The organism is Streptomyces sp. NBC_00158 (assembly GCF_045160885.1).
Classification (GTDB): Bacteria; Actinomycetota; Actinomycetes; order Streptomycetales; family Streptomycetaceae; genus Streptomyces.
Genome location: NZ_CP108161.1, coordinates 1,271,928 through 1,288,139, shown reverse-complemented (window position 1 = coordinate 1,288,139; position 16,212 = coordinate 1,271,928). Strand labels below are relative to the sequence as shown.

The following is a 16,212-nucleotide window of genomic DNA, read 5'->3' as shown; positions in this document are numbered from 1 at the left end:
GTCAATCTGCTTCTCCTTGTGTCTTCGTGACGGACCACTGGGTGACCGGCATGGCCTGCCGCCAGCCCGTGAAGCCTCCGACCGGCACCGCGTGGGAGACGGCCAGCTTCACGAGCTCGCCGCCGTGGCGCCGGTAGCGCTCGGCGAGGACCGCCTCCGACTCCAGGGTGACCGTGTTGACCACCAGCCGGCCGCCGGGCGCGAGCGCCTCCCAGGCCGCGTCCAGCAGCCCCGGTGCGGTCAGCCCGCCGCCGATGAACACCGCGTCGGGGGCCGGGAGTCCGTCCAGGGCGGCCGGGGCCGCGCCGACGACCACGCGCAGCGCGGGCACGCCGAGCGCGGCGGCGTTGCGGGTGATCCGCCCGGCCCGCTCCGGGACCCGCTCGATCGCCACCGCGCGGCAGGACGGGTGCGTGCGCATCCACTCGATGCCGATCGAACCGGAGCCGCCGCCGATGTCCCACAGCAGCTCGCCGGGGGCCGGGGCCAGGGCGCACAGGGTCGCGGCGCGCACGTGGCGCTTGGTCAGCTGGCCGTCGTGCTCGTACGCGGCGTCGGGCAGGCCGGGGGTAGCGCCGAGCCGGGGCACCCCGGCCGCGGGGTCGCGGCGGCACTCCACGGCGACCACGTTGAGGGCGTCGCCCGGTGCCCGGTCCCAGTCCCGCGCGGTGCCCTCGTACGAGTCCTCGCGCTCGGAGCCGAGCTGTTCGAGGACCCGCATCCGGCTCGGGCCGAAGCCCCGCTCTCGAAGCAGAGCGGCGATCTCGTCGGGGGTCGCCGCTCCGGCGCTGAGCACCAGCACCCGCCGGCCCTCGTGCAGCGCGGCCGCCAGCCGGGCCACCGGCCGGCCGACCACCGTCACCACCTCGGTGTCCTCCACCGGCCAGCCCAGGCGGGCGCACGCGTACGACACCGACGAGGGGTGCGGGTGGACCCGCAGAGCGTCCGGGCCGAGCTCCTCGGACAGGGCGCGGCCGATCCCGTAGAACATCGGGTCCCCGCTGGCCAGTACCGCGATCCGGCGCCCCGCGTGCTCGGCCATCAGCTTCGGCACGGCCGGGCGCAGCGGGCTCGGCCAGGCGACCCGCAGCCCGGCGCAGTCCGCGGCCGGCAGCAGGTCCAGCTGCCGGGGGCCGCCGATCAGCACCTCGGCCGAGGCCAGCGCGGACCGCGCGCCGGAGGTGAGCCCGGCCCAGCCGTCGGCGCCGAGGCCGACGACCGTCACCGGTACGGGGGGTGCTGCGGAGCTCACTGCGCGGTACCTCGGGGAACGGGAGAAGGGGAATGCGGCGGACGGATCCGCAGCCTATCGGGGCGCAGACCCGGCTCCAGTGCCAGGGTGACCACCACGGACGCCGCCGCCAGCCCGGTGATCGCGGCCGCCGGCGAGGTGTACTGGGCCACCGCCCCGGCGAGCGCCGCGCACACCCCCTGCATCGTGAGCATCCCGGCCGAGTGCAGCCCGAGCGCCTGCCCCTGCGTGCCCTCGGGCAGCAGCGGCACGAGCCGCTCCTGCATCAGCAGCCCGGCCGCGTAGCCGGTGGACGCCAGGGTGACGGCGGCCGTCGCGACGAGCGGCCCCGGTTCCAGGGCGAACACCAGGTAGGGCAGCGCGAGCAGCAGCCGCAGCGGGGCCGCCAGACGCACGCGCAGCCGCTCGGGCAGCCAGCGGCCCGCGACCGTGTCCCCGGCCAGCATGCCGGCGGCGGCGCACCCGAAGAGCAGCCCGGCGTGCGGGGGGTCGTACGGGACGAAGAGCGACTCGCAGCCGACGATCAGCCCGTTCGGCACCCAGAGGGCGAGGTACAGGGTCCGGCGGGCCGGATCCGACAGCAGCAGGGCGTTCACGCGCCAGGTCTCGGCCGGCGACGGCCTGCCCCCGGCCCGGGCCGGACGGCGGCGCAGCCCCGCGCGGACCGTGAGCGCGGCGGCCGCCCCGAGCCCCGCCGACACCAGCAGGAGCCCGCGGGGGGAGAGCGCGCCGAGCAGCAGCCCGCCGGCGGCGAAGCCGGCGACCTGCGTGACACCGGCGGCGACGGCGAGGAGGGAACGGCCGAGGAGGTAGTCCCCGGGCGGCAGGATCTCGGTGAGCAGCCCGTAACGGACCCCGCCCGCGAGGGAATCTGCCAGCCCCTGCCCCAGCAGCACCGCGAACACCGCCCACAGCGGCAGCCCGGGGACGGCGAGCAGCCCGGTCCCGGCGGCGGCGAGCGCGGCGAGCCCCGCGAGCGCGGCCCGCGGGGGCAGCCGGTCGGCGGCGGCCATCAGCAGGGTCGCGCCGAGCACCTGCGCGAGGGAGGGGCCGAACATGGCGAGGGCGGCCAGCAGGGGGCTGCGGGTCCGCCCGTAGACCAGCACCCCGAGGGCGAGACCGCCGGTGGTGGACGCGGCGACGCGGAGGGAGGCGGCGAGGAAGAAGGGGGCGAACTCGGGGGTGCGGAGGAGGAGGGAGCGGTAGCTGCGCGACATGCCGGGAGTCTCCGACGGGCGGCGCCCTGGCCCCCAGAGTTTCGCGGGGACGCGAAACCCCGGCCGGGGCCGCTGCCGCTGCGCGGGGCCGGCCCCTCCCCGCCCTTCAACCGTTCTCGCCTCAATCGCCGGCGCGGCTACAAACACGGCGCTACCGCGCCCGCGCCTCAAACGCCGGCGGGGCTATCCATATAGCCCGTCCGGCGTTTGAGGACCGGGGTCAGGGGCGGAGCCCCTGGGAACGGTGGAAGGGCGGGTAGGGGACCCCGCCCCGCGCAGCGGCGCCCCCCGGCCCGGCCCCCAGCGCACCCCCCGGCCAGGGGCCCGGCATGATCGGGGCAGCAGCCCCGCACACGCACCGGGGCGGGGACGACGAGAGGCGGCGGTACCCCATGGGATGGTGGCGCATAGACACCGACGCGCTCGCGCGCAGCCGCTTCGTCGTGTCCCCCCTCGCCGAGACCACCGCCGCCCTCATGGCCCTGGAGCGCCGCACCCCCGCCCACCCCGCCGAGCGGGCCTGGCTCGCGGACCGGCTGCCGCACTACCGGGCCCACCTGGCCGCCGAGCCCCTCACCGCCGCCCTGGTGCGGGCCGCGCTCGGGCGGCTGTGGATCGCCGGGTACCTGACCCCGCCGGCCCACCAGGACGGCCGCGCCTTCGCCGAGGAGCTCGTCACCGTCCGCGCCGCCCCGGACGCGGTGGTCCGCACCGACCTGCGCGCAGCCACCGGTCGGCTCCCCGAGGGCCTCGACCGGGCGCGCGGCCTCGGCCCGAGGACGGCCGAACTGCTGGAGTGGGTCTGGGAGGAGGCCGTACGCCCCGACTGGGAGCGGCGCCGCCGGACCGCGGAGGCCGACGTGCTGGTGCGCACCAGCCAGCTCGGCCGGGAGGGCTGGGCGGCGGCCCTGTCGGGGATGCGGCCGGGCATGGCCTGGCTGGGCGGCGGGCGGCTGCGGGTCAACCTCCAGCAGCGGCGGCCGCGCGAGCTGTCGGGGGACGCCGGCCTGGTCTTCGTACCGGTGACGCACGCCCACGGCTGGGTCGCCTGGACCGGTACGCACCGGCACGCGCTGGTGTACCCGTGCGCGGGCCAGCTCACCCAGCCGGGTCCCGGGCCGGCCGCGCCGCAGGCGCTCGTACGGCTGCTGGGGCCGGTACGGGCGCGGGTGCTGGTGCTGCTGGAGAGCCCGAAGTCCACGACGCAGCTGGTGGCGCTGACCGGGTACAGCCTGGGGGCGGTGGCCGGGCAGCTGAAGGTGCTGCTCGACGCCGGGCTGGTCCTGCGCCGGCGGGCGGGCCGCAGCGTGCTCTACAGCCGGGTCGCGGCCGGGGACGTACTGGTGTCGGCGGCGGGTACCCCTGAGTAGGGTGGCCGCGACCACCCCGAGGAGGCTGTCGTGACCGGCTGGAACGCCACCCGCATACCGGACCAGAGCGGCCGCACCGCCGTCGTCACCGGCGCCAACAGCGGCATCGGATACGTCACCGCCCGGGAACTCGCCCGGTGCGGCGCGACCGTCGTCCTGGCCTGCCGCAGCGCCGCCCGCGGCCGGGCGGCGGCGCAGCGGCTGCGGGACGAGGTGCCCGGGGCGCAGGCCGGGTTCGCCGAACTGGACCTCGCCTCCCTGGACTCCGTGCGCGAGTTCGCGCGCGCCTTCACCAGGGACCACCGCACCCTCGACCTGCTGGTGAACAACGCCGGGGTGATGGCCCTGCCGTACGGCCGCACCGCCGACGGGTTCGAGACCCAGTTCGGCGTCAACCACCTCGGCCACTTCGCCCTGACCGGCCTGCTGCTGCCGGGGCTCCTCGCGGCCGCCCCCGGGGCGCGGATCGTCAACGTGTCGAGCGGCTTCCACGTCCTCGGCCGGCCCGACGGCCCCTTCGAGAGCGCGGAGAACGGCTACCGCCGCTGGACCGCCTACGGCCGCTCCAAGACCGCCAACCTGCTCTTCACCCACGAACTGGCCCGCCGCCTCACCGCGTCCGGCTCCCCGGTCACCGCCGCCGCCGCGCACCCCGGCTACGCCTCCACCAACCTCCACGCGGGGGCCGCCGCCCTGGAGGGCCACGGCATCGGCTCGCGCGTCATGGCCCTCGGCAACGCCGTCCTCGCCCAGCCCGCCGCCTCCGGCGCCCTCCCCACCCTGTACGCGGCCACCGCGCCCGGGGTCGCGCAGGACGGGTTCTTCGGCCCGAGGCTCGGCTGGCGCGGGGCGCCCGTACGTTCCTGGCGGGCCGGCTGGACCCTCGACGACACGGCCGGCGAGCGGCTCTGGGCCACCTCCGAGAAGCTCACCGGCGTCACGTACCCGGCCCCGTAGCCCGCCGACGGGCCCCGCCCCCTCCGGCTGCCCCCGCACGCGCCCCCGGCCGCCCCCTCCGCCCCGTCCGCGCCCCGGCACGCCCCGGTACGCAACCGTCCGCCCCGGCCGGGGCCTGACCCGGGCCGCCCCGACGGCCGGACACTCGTCCCATGGACGACACTCCGGACAACCACACAGAATCCCCCGGGGACCACGCGGTGGTCCTCGGGGCCGGCCTGGCCGGGCTGCTGACGGCACGGGTCCTGGCGAGGCGGTTCGCCCGCGTCACCGTCGTCGAGCGGGACGAACTGTCCCTGCACGGGCCGGAGTTCCGCCCCGGCCTGCCGCAGGCCCGGCACGCGCACGTGCTGTGGGCGCGCGGTGTCGAGCTGATGGAGCAGCTGCTGCCCGGCACCACCGCCGAGCTGCTGGAGGCCGGCGCGGCCCTGCTGGAATCGCCCCGCGACTTCCTGTGGCTCAGCCCCGCCGACTGGTTCCGGCCCGTACCGGGCGCCGGGATGCTGATCGGCAGCCGGGAACTCCTCGACTGGACGCTGCGCCGCACCGTGCTGCGCGACGGCCGGATCCGGATGCTCGGCGGCCGGCTCGCGACCGGGCTCGTCGGCGGGCCGGGCAACCGCTCGGTGACCGGCGTGACCCTGCGCGACGGCGGCCGCCTCAGCGCCGCGCTCGTGGTCGACGCCACCGGCCGCACCTCCAAGGCGCCCGCCTGGCTGGCCGCCCTCGGCTACCCCGCCCCGGCGGTCACGCGCTACGACTCCCACCTCGGCTACTCCAGCCGCCCGTACGCCATCCCGAAGGCCGCCCTGGACGACCCGGAGCGCCGCTGGCAGGGCATGTACGTACAGGGCCGGCCGGACAGCCCGCGCGGGGGAGTGCTGGTGCCGCTGGAAGGGGACCGCTGGCTGGTCACCCTGATCGGCAACGGGGAGCACGCCCCGCCCACCAAGGACCCCGAGTTCCTGGGCTTCGCCCGCAGCCTGCGCAGCCCCGCGCTCTACGACGCCATCCGCGACGCCGAACCGCTGGCCCCGCCCGCCGGCTTCCGGGCCACCGCCAACGAGTGGCGCCACTACGAGCGGATGGACCGCTGGCCCGAGGGCCTCCTCGTCGTCGGCGACGCGGCCTGCCGCTTCAACCCCGTCTACGGGCACGGGATGACGGTGGCCGCCATCACCGCCCAGGCCCTGGGCGACGCCATCAGGGGCCTGGCCACCGCCCACATCCCGGCACAGGCGCGCCGCGTCCAGCGGCACACCGTCACCGCCGCCAACGTCGCCTGGCAGATCGCCACCAGCGAGGACCTGCGCTACCCCGGCACCGAGGGCCCGCCACCGGACCGCGCGACCCGCGTCCTGCAGGCGTACATGTCCCGCGTCATGGCCGGCGCCAATACCGACCCGGCCATCTCGGCGCCCTTCTTCGGCGTCCTCTCCCTCTCCACCCCGCCGAACACCCTGCTCGCCCCGGGCACGATGCTCCGCGTCCTGTCGAAGTGGCGCCTGCCCACCTCGCCCCGCACCACGACGGCCTACCCGCCGCACCACGGACCGGCCTGACTAGTCCCGCACGGCCCGCTCGTACAGTTTCCTCACCCCGTCCCCGAAGTAACTGCTGTACGAGGTCACCTCGTCCCCGCCTCCATCGCGGCCGCCGATCACCCCGATCAGGGTCCCGGCCGCGGTGAGGACGGGGCCGCCGCTGGTCCCGTTGGGCACGTCCGCGCAGTCCAGCCGCAGCTGCGTGGACCCGGCGGCCACGGCGGTGTTGGCGCATCCCAACGGCTGCTCGGCGTCGTTGGGGTAGCCCACCAGCCGTGCGGGGGAGGGCAGTTGCTGCCCGAACCGGACGGGGTGCGCCCCGGTGACGTCCTCCAGCCGCTGCCCGGGACGCCCTGGCCGGCGCACCCGGACGAACGCCACGTCGTAGTCCGGATCCGCCGACGAAACCCACCGCGGATCCACGTCGATCCGCGTCGGCACCCACACCCCGAACGGCGCCTTCCCGTCCGCGTACCCGGGCACGAACGCCAGATTGGTCCGGAACCCGTTGGCGTACACGCAGTGCGCGGCGGTCACGACGAGGTCCCCGGCGGCGGAATGCACGACGCTCCCGGAACAATGGTGCTCGTCGTCCCAGTCCATCCCGGGCGAGAACAGCGCCCCGATGGCCGACTCGGGCTCGACGTCCACCGCTTCGAGCGGCTCGGACACCTTCCACCCGGCCCCGTCCGGCGCCGCCGTCCGCTCCCCGCCACCCTCGACGAGCCCCTCCAGGGCCTTGGCGGCGGTCTCGTCACCCACCCGCTCGCCCTGCACGTAACTCCCGCGCTCGGCGTCCCCCACGGCGACGGTCCCGAACCGCCCCACCGCGAACCCCACCCCGGCGACCACGAGCGCACAACAGACCCCGGCCAGCACACACACCCGCACGGCCCTGCCGGTCATGCCCCACTCCCAAAGATCGCCACCCCCGCCCAACGCTCCCCGCTCGGGCCGGGTTCCCGCCCGGAGCGTGTCCGTCCTCACAGCTCCCGGCCTGTTACGGGCGAGAGCGCCCCGCCGGATGTTCCGGCGGGGCGCTCGGGTGTGGGAGTGGTCAGGGGGAGGGGGTGAGCTGGAGGGTGGTGCGGGTCGGGGATTCCTTCGTGACCTCGATGCGGGTGCCCGTGTCCGGGACCTTGACGCCGAGCTGGGGGAGGTCGGCGTTCCAGTAGGTGTTGCGGTGGTCGTCGAAGACGCGGACGCCCGGCTGGGAGGGGACGGTGAGGGAGGTGCCCGGTTTGTGGAGGGTGATGCGGTCCGTCGGGCGGGTCGAGAACGGGGCGTCGAAGGTCTGGGCGCGGGCGTTCAGGAGGCTGCCGTCCCGGAAGCGCAGGGGCGCCGGGCGGGCGTCGACCGGGAGGAGGAGGCCGTTGCCCGGGTGGGCCTTGGTGGTGTTGTCGCTGTACGCGGTGTCCCAGAGCCAGAGCAGGACGCCCTGCTGGTAGGGGTAGAACTCCACGCGCTGGTCGGTGGACGCGAAGTTGTAGGGGCCGGTCTTGAGGAAGGAGCCGTAGCCGGTGTGGCGGCGGTTCTCGGCGAAGTAGGCGCGGGGGTGCTCGGTGGTGCCGGTGCGGCCCTCCGTGCGGGACCACTTGAGCGGGGTCCAGCCGTTGTCGCCCTGTTCGGCGCCGTCCTGGAGGAGGGTGCGGCCGTCGGCCGCCGTGAGGCGGACGTCGTCGAGGGTGACGCCGCGGCCGTGGGTGTTGCTGTCCGAGGTGGTGCGGAGGCGGAGGTGGGTGGTGGACGCGGGGAGGGGGACGGTCAGGTCGGTCCAGGACCGTGAGGTGCCCGAGATGCCCTTGGGGGGTATGGGGCTGCCGCCCAGGGTGCCCGGGAGGGCCGTCCAGGTCTTGCCGCCGTCGGCGGAGGCCTCCGCCGTGAGGAAGTCGAAGTCCTGCTCCAGGTCGTACCAGACGCGCGCGTCGAGGGTGGCCGGGCCTGCGGAGGGGTCCAGGGGGCGGGTCAGGGTGTTGTCCATGAAGTCGCCGGTGCCGCTCCACCACTGGCGGGCGCCCTCGTACGGGTCGGTGAGCTCGGTGAGGGTGGTGGAGGGCGGTAGGTGGACCAGGAGGGCCTGGGGGTCTTCGGTGTTGTAGCCGGAGACGCCGAGGGTGGCGCGCGTCCTGCGGCCCGCGTCGGCTTCCGTGTAGTCCAGCCAGCCCAGCTGGAGCTTGCTCCAGGGGTCCAGGTCTCCGGGGAACTGCCCCGTGGTGTTGGGGCCCTTGCCCAGGTAGGAGGCCGAGGACATCAGGGACCAGAAGTTGACGCCGTTGTCCCCGTCGGAGCTGTAGAGGTCGGGCAGCCCGAGGTCGTGGCCGAACTCGTGGGAGAAGAGGCCCGCTCCGCTGTTCTCGCCGCCGGTGAGGTAGTCGCCGGCCCAGATCCCGGTGTCGCCGACGGGGGTGCCGCCGGCCTTGTTGCCCTCCGGTCCGGCGGTGCCGGCCTGGTTCCAGTACGCGAACCAGCGGTGCGCCCAGATCGCGTCCTTGCCCTGGGCGCCGCCGCCCCAGGTCTGGTCCTTGCCCGCGTGGACGACGACCAGGTGGTCGAGGTAGCCGTCGGGCTCGTCGAAGTTCCCGTCGCGGTCGGCGTCGTAGCGGTCCCACACGTCGTACTCGGCGAGTTCGGCCTTGATCTGCTCGGGGGTGCGGCCCTTGGCGCGCTCGGCCTCGTACCAGGCGGTGGTGGAGTCGCGGACCAGGTCCCAGTTGGTGCGGCACTGGCCGGGCTCGGTGCACTGGTCCGTGCCGTATCGGGCCTCGTTGTAGGGGAGCTTGACCCAGTCGGTGACCTTGCCGTCGATGTCGTAGCGGCCGGAGGACTGGAGGTTGTAGTAGGCGCGCATGGACGCCGAGCCGGGCTGGGGCGAGAAGAACTGCTGCTGGTAGTAGCCCTTGTCGAAGTCCTTGCGCCAGAGGGTGTGGTTGTCGTCCGGGGAGGGCTTGCCGATGGTGTTGTGCAGGGGCCCCGGGGTGCCGCCGAAGCGGGGGTCGGCCCGGTCGCCGAACTCGGCGAGGATGACGAAGACCTTGTCCTTGCGTCGCTGGGCGAGTTCGACGTACTGGCTGCCGATCTTCGCGGTGCGGGGGAGGGGGCCCGCCGTGCGGGCGGCGGCCAAGTCGCCGGAGCCGCCCGCCGCGATGCCCTCCAGGGCCTGGCGGCGCAGGGCCTGCCGCTGGAGTTCGAGCGGGGCGAGGGGCGGTGCGGCGGCGGCCTGTTCGGCGTGGCCCGCCGATGGCGCGGGTGCGGGCGGGGGCGCGGTGGCCGCCAGGGCGGCGGGGGTGGGCAGGAGGGCGAGGGCGGCCAGGGACATGGCCGCTCCCGCCGAGGCGACTCTGCGCAACGGAGGTGCCCTTTCGGGGAGTTCGGTGCCGGGGCCCGGTGTCGGGGGCTCGGAGCGCAGGTAATATTTCACATGTCACAGGTGATGGATAGGGGCTTGAGCCTGTGAACGCAGCCGGGGCCGCCCGCAGGTACGGGCGGCCCCGGTGGGGTGGCGGACGGTTCCGGTGGAGTGGCGGACGGTTGCGGTGGAGTGGCGGACGGTTGCGCTCCGATCAGCCGGCGTCCCCGTCCCCGTCCCCGTCCCCGTCCCCGTCCCCGTCCCCGTCCGCGGCCACATCCGCGTCCGCGGGCCGGGCGGACGGGCCGATCCAGTCCGGCTCGGGCTCCCCCTCCGCGTCGGAGGGAGCGGCCCCCGGGCCGATCCACGCCGACTCGGCCGCGTCGGCGTGCTGGACGTTCTCCGTGCGCGGGTCCTCGGGCGTGCTCTCGGGCATGGTTCCCCCTCGGCTTCGACGGCCTGCGGTGCTCCTGTGGGGGACAGGACGGACCCCGCCGCGGAAGGGTTCCCTCCTGCCGTGTCCCGGGAGCGGGCGGCGTCGTTGTGCCCCTGAGGGCTCCCGGGACGCCGGTCCGCCCCCGCCCCGGAACCCGAACGAACGCACAGGGGGAGACGAGCGCATGCCCCTCGAACCGCCGTATCCCGCACTGCCCCTCGACGCCCCCTGGAGCGCCCCGGCATCGGCGACACCGCCCCCGACGGGCCGCCGGGGCCCTGGCACCTGCCTTGGGACCGGCTCACGCCCGCCGAGGCGGCCCGCGCGCGGGAGCGGCTCGACGGCCGGGCGTACGGGTTCCAGGCCTCCGACGCCGCCACCGGCGACCCCGTACGGCGGATCTTCACCGGGGCCCGGCTGCGCGCCGACGCCGAGCAGACCGCCCGCCTGCTCGCCCCCCACGAGCCCGAGGCGATCGTCAGCTTCGCTCCTCCCCGGCACGCCTACGGGGCCGCCGCGACCGTGCTGCTCCCCGCCGTGACCGGGCTGCCCGTCTGGTTCTGGCCGGCCGGCGACTGCCCGCCGCCGGCCGTCCCGGCCCGGCGGATCGCCGTCGTCGCCATCCCCTCCGCCTTCCGCGCCCTGGCCCGGCACCCCCGCTGGACCGCCTCCTTCGAGCAGCTCACCTTCCTGCACGGCGCAGCCGAACTCCCCCCGGAGGCCCGCCGGTTCGAAGCCGACCCGCGCGCCGTGCTGATCGAGCTCCTCGGCTCCACCGAGACCGGGTCCGTCGCGCACCGCACCGGCTGGAACCCGGCCGGCCCCTGGACGCTGCTCGACGACGTCGCCTTCGCCGCGCCCCGCACCGGCGCGGAAGGCCCGCTCACCGTCACCGGACCCCGGCTGGCCGCGCTCCCCGACGGCAGCCGGCCCGACCGGCACGAGATGGACGACGTGGTACGCCGCCTCGGGGACCGGCTGTTCCTGCGCCTCGGCCGCCGCGCCCAGCTCGTACGCGTCAACGGGGTCCGCCACGACCTGGGCGCCATCGCCGCCCGGCTGCGCGCCGCGCTCCCCGGCGCGGACGTGGCCTGCGTACGCGTCCCCGGGCCCGCCGGGCCGCCGCACCGGGAGGCGTACGACGTGCTCGTCGCCGGAGGCGGCCCCCTGACGGCGGACGGCGTACGGGCCGCCGCGCGCGGCCTCGGCGCCGAACCCCGCCTGGTGCGCCTCGTGGAGCGGATCCCGCGCGACGCCGTCGGCAAGCCCCTGCCCGCACGGCTCGCCCCGCCCGAGCCCGAATGACCCCGACCGGCCCCGAGAGGACGTACGCCGTGAACCGGCAGCCCGAAGAAGTGAAGACGGTCCCCCTCACCCCCGAGGTGTACGCGTACGTGCTCGCCCAGGCCGAGCCGCAGAGCGAGGTCCAGCGGCGGCTCGTCGAGCGCACCCGCGCCCTCGGCGACCGGGCCGTGATGCAGATCCCGCACGAGCAGGGCGTCCTGCTCACCCTCCTCGCGAAGCTGACCGGCGCCCGCCGGATCGTGGAGGTCGGCACCTTCACCGGCTACTCCACCCTCGCCCTGGCCGCCGGCCTGCTCCCCGGCGGACAGGTCCTCACCTGCGACGTCTCGCAGGAGTGGACCGCGATCGCCCAGGAGGCCTGGAAGGAGGCCGGGCTCGCCGACCGGATCGAGCTGCGGCTCGCACCCGCCCTGGACACCCTGCGCGCCCTGCCCGCCGAACCCGTCGTCGACCTGGTCTTCCTGGACGCGAACAAGGACGGCTACCTGGCCTACTGGGAGGAGCTGGTGCCCCGCGTGCGCCCGGGCGGGCTGCTCCTCGCCGACAACGCGCTCTTCGGCGGCGCCGCCGCGGACCCGGACGCGCGGGGCAACGGGCTGGCCGTCCGCGAGTTCAACGCCCACGTCCGCGCCGACGACCGGGTGGAGTCGGTCCTCCTGCCGGTCGCGGACGGGCTGCTGTTCGCGCGCAAGCTCTGACGGGTCGGACGTCGGACGGCAGGCGTCGGCCGTCAGGCGTCAGTCGTCGTCCGAGACGCCCAGGTCGTGGCGCATGGCGGTGCGCATCGCCCTCAGTTCGTCCCAGAGCGCGTACTGGTGGCGGGCGGCCGTCTCCAGCGTCTCGCCCGGTTCGGGGGCGTCCCGTTCCAGGCGCTTGATCTGGCCGTAGACCCGGTTGAGGGCCTGGTTGACGGCGCTCGCCGTCATGAGCACCGCGTCCGGGGCGATCATCTGCGCCTCGGAGTAGCGGTCGCGGTGCGTGCTCTTCGCCTCTTCGAGCGCGTCCCGGTCGGCGTCCTCCACGGGGCGCTCCCGCATGACGTGCAGGTGGCGGCTGAGCGCGGTGACGTACTGCCGTGACTCCCGGTTGAGTTCGGCGTAGCAGGTGCGGCGCAGCGAGCGGCTCTCGCGCATCTCGTCCTGGGCGCGCACGAGTTCTATCTCCCGGCGCCTGGCCCGCTCCGAGGCCCGCTGGGTCAGCAGGGACCCTCCCAGCGTTCCCGCGACGCCCGCCACCGCGATGACAACCGAGTTGAGATCCACCCACGCGCTCCGTCAAGTCCTCCGGCGGCGTGCCCGACGCACACGGCCCGACCGCCCAGTGTGCCGTTCGGTACGCCGGGCCGGCCGCTCGGCGCTATCGTGCCGGGCGGGGGAGAGCGACGAGGGGGCGGTGCGGCCATGCGGTTTCTGTTCGTTCACGGTACGGGGGTGCGGCGGGAGCGGCACGACGCGCTGTTCGGGCTGGTGCGGGAGCGCCTCGGGGAACGGTTCCCCGCGGCGGATGTCGACTCCTGCTTCTGGGGCGAGCGGTTCGGCGCCGGACTGGACGCGGGCGGCCGCTCCGTACCCGGCGCACCGGAAGGGCCCGACGGGGGCGAGGAGGCCGCCGAGTGGGGGCTGCTGCTGACCGACCCGCTGTGCGAGCTGCGCGTACTGGCCGAGGCCGGCTGGGACGGGGAGGGCGGGGAGGCCGACCCCTTCGCGATGCCCGGCTTACGGCCCCCCGGCGAGCGGGTGCTCGACCTGCTGCACCGTCTTGCCGGGGCCGGACTCCCCGACGGCCCCGGAGAGCTGCGCGCCCTGCTGGACGGCACCGGACTCGCCGCCGGGTTCCGGCCCGCTCTGGAGGCCGCCGCCGACTCCGCCGAAGCGGCCCGCGCCGGCGCCCGCGCCACCACCGAACCGCAGGCCCGCGAGCTGGCCACCGCCCTCGCCCGGTCCGTCACCGCCGCGGCCCTCGCCGAGGCCGGGTCCGACGCCGACTGCACCGCCGCCGAACGGGACCGGCTCGTCGAGCTCCTCACCACCCGCCTCGGCGGCGGCGCCCGCGTCCCCGGGTCCCGGGCCGCCGCGGTCCTCGGCCGGCTCGCGCTGCGGGTCACCACGCAGCCCCTGCTCAACGCCCGGCGCGGCTCCCTCACCGCCGGCGCCGCCCCCGCCCTCGGCGACATCCTGCGCTACCAGGCCAGGGGCGCCGCACTGCGCGCGTACCTGCGCGAGCGGATCACCGCCCGGCCGGGCCCGGCCGTACTGATCGGCCACAGCCTCGGCGGCATCGCCCTGGTGGACCTGCTCGCGCTGGCCGCCGCCGACGGCGCGCCCGTACCCGGAGCCGAACTGCTCGTCACCGTAGGCTCGCAGGCCCCGTACCTCCACGAACTCGGCGCCCTCACCGCCCTGGAGCCCGGCAGCCGGCTCCCGTACGGCTTCCCGCGCTGGCTCAACGTGTACGACCGCCAGGACGTGCTGTCCTACCTCGCCGGACCCGTCTTCCCCGGCGACCCCCGCGTCACCGACCACGAGATCAGCAGCCGGCAGCCGTTCCCCGCCAGCCACAGCGCCTACTGGAAACAGAAGTCCCTCTACGAGCGCATCGAACGGGCGGTGACCGAAGCGGGGATCGGGTGACGGCCCTCGGCCGGCCGCACCCCGACGTGAACCCCCGGCGCACCTTCGCGCTCGTCGCCGGGGTCGAGCGGTACGAGATCAGCCACCAGTGGAACCTGCGCGGCCCCGCCCGCGACGCCCTGCGCTTCGCCCGCTGGCTGACCGGGCCCGGGGAGGTGCCCGCCGCGAACGTCCGGCTGCTGCTGTCCCCGCTCGACGACCCCGACACCCTCGACTGGTCCGCGTCCGAGGGCCTGGCCGCGCTGCGCACCGAGCACCGGGCCGCGACCGAGGCGAACGTGCGCACCGCCCTGCTCGACGAACTCCCCCAATGCGACGGGGACCTGCTGTGGATCTTCTGGGCGGGGCACGGCTTCCTCGGGCGCGCCGGCGAGCTGATGCTGCCGTGCGCCGACGCCCGCCAGGGCCACGTCCGCCACCTCAACCTCGACTCGGCGCTGCGCTGGTGGCGCACCGACCTGGTCAGGCACGGCCGGTTCCCGCGTCAGGCCGCCCTCGTGGACGCCTGCCGCGTCGGCGCGCCCCGCGACGGCAGCCTGAACTTCGGCAGCCACGACTACGGCGGCGGCCACACCGTCCCCGGGCGGCGCCAGCTCCGGCTGTACGCCTCCCGCGAGGGCGAGGCCGCGCAGAACGACGCCGAACGGGGCGCGGGCCGTTTCACCGAGGCCCTGCTCGGCGAGCTCGGGGACCGGTCCGTGCAGGAGGGGGCCGCCGTCCTGCCGGTCGCGGCCCGCAGCATCCACAGCGCGTTCCAACAGCTGCGCGAACGCGGCGACGGCTGGCAGGTGCCGCAGTTCATCGTCGACCGCGACTGGGACGGCAACTCCTTCCTGGACTACCCGGACTCCGCCGACTTCCCGGCCCTCACCGGCGGCCCCGGCGGCCCCGGCGGCCCCGGCGGCCCCGGCGGCCCCGGCGGCCCCGGAACCGCGGCCGCCCCCGCCCTGCCCAGCGCCCCCCGCCTCGACCAGGCGGGATGGGACGGCCTCGGCGAGCTCTTCGAGGGCCGCGACCTGCCGCGCTGCGCGTACGAGGCCTACGCCTGGGCCTTCAAGGCGGCCGGTTGCACCACCCCCGTCGACGGCGGGCTGCCCGCCGACACCCTCCTCGACGTGGTCGCCGACCTCGACGACCGGCAGGGCGGCCGGACCGGAATGCCGCTCGCCGTGCCCTTCGTCCACTTCCTCGCCGACCGGACCGCCCGCCCCGGCGGCGGACCCGGCGGCGGCCCCGAGGACCCCGAGTGGGCCGCGGCCCTCGCCCACTGGGTGCGCGCCACCCTCGACCGGCTCGCCCTGCCCGCCCTGCGCCCGCCGCCTCCCCCCGCCCGCAAGGCCACCCTGCACGTCCGCCTGGAGTCCCCGCCCGGCGGCGAGGACGGCCTGCTGGCACGCATGTGGCTGCGCGGCGAACGCACGCGCCACGTATGGGAGTCGGAGGGCAGCCCCGTCCAACTGGCCGCCGTGCGCGCCGAACTCGTACGCCGGCTCGCCGAGGGCGCCCCCGGATCCGGGCAGCCGTCCGGCGGCATCGGGCGGATCGAGTTCCACGTCCCCTACGAACTGCTGGAGACGGACTTCGACCAGTGGCCCGTACCGCGCGGCCCCGGCGGCCGGACCCGCCCGCTCGGCGCGCTCCACGAGGTGGTGGTGCGCTGCCCGCAGGAACGCGAGGACACCGGGCCCGAATGGCGGGAAAAATGGCGCTGGCTCCACGTCCACGACGGCCGGCACCCCGAGGCCGTACGGCTCGTCGAGGACGGGGACGTCACCGACGCCCTCGGGCTGCGGCTGGGCGCGCGGCCCGCGCCCGCCTGCGTCCTCGGGCACGTCTCCGGCAGCCGTACGGACGCCCTGCTGGACGCCGTCCTCGAAGGCGGGGTCCCGGTCGCGGTGTGGCGGCGCGGTGGCGGCACGGCCGCCGGGGGACTGCCCGCACTGCTCGCCCCCGACGCCGGGCCGGGGGCGCCCGCGGTCTTCGCACTGCCCGCCCGCGTGCGCGAAGTGCGCCGGGCGGCCGCCGGCCAGGACCCGCCGGGGGAAGACCGTTTGGTGTTGCTGTGGGACGATCCCGACGACACGGTCGACCTCCGCTCCCTGGCCACCTGACCCGCCGCCGACGATCCGTCCACGACACGAACTCACCACCCGCG

General features: G+C 76.2%; 13 protein-coding genes. 7 read left to right on the top strand and 6 right to left on the bottom strand.

Annotated elements, in window-relative coordinates:
* Position 1: 1 nt before the first annotated feature.
* Together cbiE and OG553_RS05830 are read right to left on the bottom strand one after the other, a co-directional pair.
* Entirely contained in the window at positions 2 to 1,252 is a 1,251-nt protein-coding gene (cbiE, locus tag OG553_RS05835; RefSeq protein WP_405977951.1) for a precorrin-6y C5,15-methyltransferase (decarboxylating) subunit CbiE, read from the bottom strand.
* Positions 1,249 to 2,469, bottom strand: a complete 1,221-nt coding sequence (locus OG553_RS05830; RefSeq protein ID WP_405977950.1) for an MFS transporter — start codon at positions 2,467 to 2,469, stop codon at positions 1,249 to 1,251. Before OG553_RS05830 ends, cbiE begins: the two co-directional genes overlap by 4 nt.
* 329 nt (positions 2,470 to 2,798) lie before the next feature.
* On the opposite strand from OG553_RS05830, the gene OG553_RS05825 reads away from it, so the two are divergent.
* The 3 genes from OG553_RS05825 to OG553_RS05815 all read left to right on the top strand — a co-directional run bounded on the left by OG553_RS05825 (position 2,799) and on the right by OG553_RS05815 (position 6,358).
* Positions 2,799 to 3,839, top strand: a complete 1,041-nt coding sequence (locus OG553_RS05825; RefSeq protein WP_405977949.1) for an ArsR family transcriptional regulator — start codon at positions 2,799 to 2,801, stop codon at positions 3,837 to 3,839.
* 30 nt (positions 3,840 to 3,869) lie between these two features.
* A complete protein-coding gene (locus OG553_RS05820; protein WP_405977948.1) occupies positions 3,870 to 4,796 on the top strand; it encodes an oxidoreductase in 927 nt (308 codons plus the stop codon).
* A gap of 152 nt (positions 4,797 to 4,948) precedes the next feature.
* Positions 4,949 to 6,358, top strand: coding sequence for an NAD(P)/FAD-dependent oxidoreductase (locus OG553_RS05815; protein ID WP_405977947.1), 1,410 nt, complete (start codon positions 4,949 to 4,951; stop codon positions 6,356 to 6,358).
* Here OG553_RS05815 and OG553_RS05810 read toward each other — a convergent pair whose 3' ends face one another.
* The 3 genes from OG553_RS05810 to OG553_RS05800 form a co-directional block, all read right to left on the bottom strand.
* Positions 6,359 to 7,246: a trypsin-like serine peptidase gene (locus tag OG553_RS05810; protein ID WP_405977946.1), complete on the bottom strand. Its 888-nt coding sequence runs from the start codon at positions 7,244 to 7,246 to the stop codon at positions 6,359 to 6,361.
* Positions 7,247 to 7,397: 151 nt separating this feature from the next.
* Complete coding sequence (locus OG553_RS05805; protein WP_405977945.1) at positions 7,398 to 9,656, bottom strand: immune inhibitor A domain-containing protein; 2,259 nt, start codon at positions 9,654 to 9,656, stop codon at positions 7,398 to 7,400.
* A 244-nt stretch (positions 9,657 to 9,900) separates the two neighbouring features.
* Positions 9,901 to 10,122, bottom strand: coding sequence for a hypothetical protein (locus tag OG553_RS05800; protein ID WP_405977944.1), 222 nt, complete (start codon positions 10,120 to 10,122; stop codon positions 9,901 to 9,903).
* A 522-nt stretch (positions 10,123 to 10,644) separates the two neighbouring features.
* On the opposite strand from OG553_RS05800, the gene OG553_RS05795 reads away from it, so the two are divergent.
* Both OG553_RS05795 and OG553_RS05790 read left to right on the top strand, forming a co-directional pair.
* Positions 10,645 to 11,427, top strand: coding sequence for a hypothetical protein (locus OG553_RS05795; RefSeq protein WP_405977943.1), 783 nt, complete (start codon positions 10,645 to 10,647; stop codon positions 11,425 to 11,427).
* A gap of 29 nt (positions 11,428 to 11,456) precedes the next feature.
* The gene (locus OG553_RS05790; RefSeq protein WP_405977942.1) at positions 11,457 to 12,125 is read left to right on the top strand and encodes an O-methyltransferase; all 669 of its coding nucleotides are present in this window, start codon (positions 11,457 to 11,459) and stop codon (positions 12,123 to 12,125) included.
* A gap of 39 nt (positions 12,126 to 12,164) precedes the next feature.
* On the opposite strand, the gene OG553_RS05785 is transcribed toward OG553_RS05790, so the two are convergent.
* Positions 12,165 to 12,689: a hypothetical protein gene (locus OG553_RS05785; RefSeq protein WP_405977941.1), complete on the bottom strand. Its 525-nt coding sequence runs from the start codon at positions 12,687 to 12,689 to the stop codon at positions 12,165 to 12,167.
* A 138-nt stretch (positions 12,690 to 12,827) separates the two neighbouring features.
* On the opposite strand from OG553_RS05785, the gene OG553_RS05780 reads away from it, so the two are divergent.
* Both OG553_RS05780 and OG553_RS05775 read left to right on the top strand, forming a co-directional pair.
* Positions 12,828 to 14,057 (top strand): hypothetical protein, encoded by a 1,230-nt coding sequence (locus tag OG553_RS05780; RefSeq protein ID WP_405977940.1) that lies wholly within the window; start codon positions 12,828 to 12,830, stop codon positions 14,055 to 14,057.
* Positions 14,054 to 16,168, top strand: a complete 2,115-nt coding sequence (locus OG553_RS05775) for a hypothetical protein (RefSeq protein WP_405977939.1) — start codon at positions 14,054 to 14,056, stop codon at positions 16,166 to 16,168. Before OG553_RS05780 ends, OG553_RS05775 begins: the two co-directional genes overlap by 4 nt.
* The last annotated feature ends 44 nt before the right edge of the window (positions 16,169 to 16,212 follow it).

What these genes read in the sequence shown, in the direction of transcription:
- OG553_RS05830 (WP_405977950.1), bottom strand. Translation starts at nt 2,469, where the DNA reads ATGTCGCGCAGCTACCGCTCCCTCCTCCTCCGCACCCCCGAGTTCGCC.
- OG553_RS05825 (WP_405977949.1), top strand. Translation starts at nt 2,799, where the DNA reads ATGATCGGGGCAGCAGCCCCGCACACGCACCGGGGCGGGGACGACGAG.
- OG553_RS05815 (WP_405977947.1), top strand. Translation starts at nt 4,949, where the DNA reads ATGGACGACACTCCGGACAACCACACAGAATCCCCCGGGGACCACGCG.
- OG553_RS05810 (WP_405977946.1), bottom strand. Translation starts at nt 7,246, where the DNA reads ATGACCGGCAGGGCCGTGCGGGTGTGTGTGCTGGCCGGGGTCTGTTGT.
- OG553_RS05805 (WP_405977945.1), bottom strand. Translation starts at nt 9,656, where the DNA reads ATGTCCCTGGCCGCCCTCGCCCTCCTGCCCACCCCCGCCGCCCTGGCG.
- OG553_RS05800 (WP_405977944.1), bottom strand. Translation starts at nt 10,122, where the DNA reads ATGCCCGAGAGCACGCCCGAGGACCCGCGCACGGAGAACGTCCAGCAC.
- OG553_RS05780 (WP_405977940.1), top strand. Translation starts at nt 12,828, where the DNA reads ATGCGGTTTCTGTTCGTTCACGGTACGGGGGTGCGGCGGGAGCGGCAC.